We start from the raw sequence: 311 nt of genomic DNA, 5'->3' as shown, positions 1-311 counted from the left end.
AATGCAATTCCCAAGTTAAGCTCGGGGATTTCACATTTGACTTAATTAGCCGCCTACGCGCGCTTTACGCCCAGTAAATCCGATTAACGCTTGCACCCTCTGTATTACCGCGGCTGCTGGCACAGAGTTAGCCGGTGCTTATTCTGCGAGTAACGTCCACTATCTCTAGGTATTATCTAAAGTAGCCTCCTCCTCGCTTAAAGTGCTTTACAACCATAAGGCCTTCTTCACACACGCGGCATGGCTGGATCAGGCTTGCGCCCATTGTCCAATATTCCCCACTGCTGCCTCCCGTAGGAGTCTGGGCCGTG

The 311-nt window shown here is 51.4% G+C and carries 1 rRNA gene; it reads right to left on the bottom strand.

Going from position 1 to position 311, the window contains the following annotated elements:
- Nucleotides 1-311: ribosomal RNA gene (locus J582_RS0105690) — 16S ribosomal RNA — on the bottom strand; the annotation flags it as partial.

The sequence above is a fragment of the Acinetobacter sp. 1566109 genome (assembly GCF_000582255.1).
Taxonomy (GTDB): domain Bacteria; phylum Pseudomonadota; class Gammaproteobacteria; order Pseudomonadales; family Moraxellaceae; genus Acinetobacter; species Acinetobacter nosocomialis.
The sequence above is the reverse complement of the archived record's forward strand: the minus strand, read 5'-3'. Positions and strand labels throughout refer to the sequence as shown.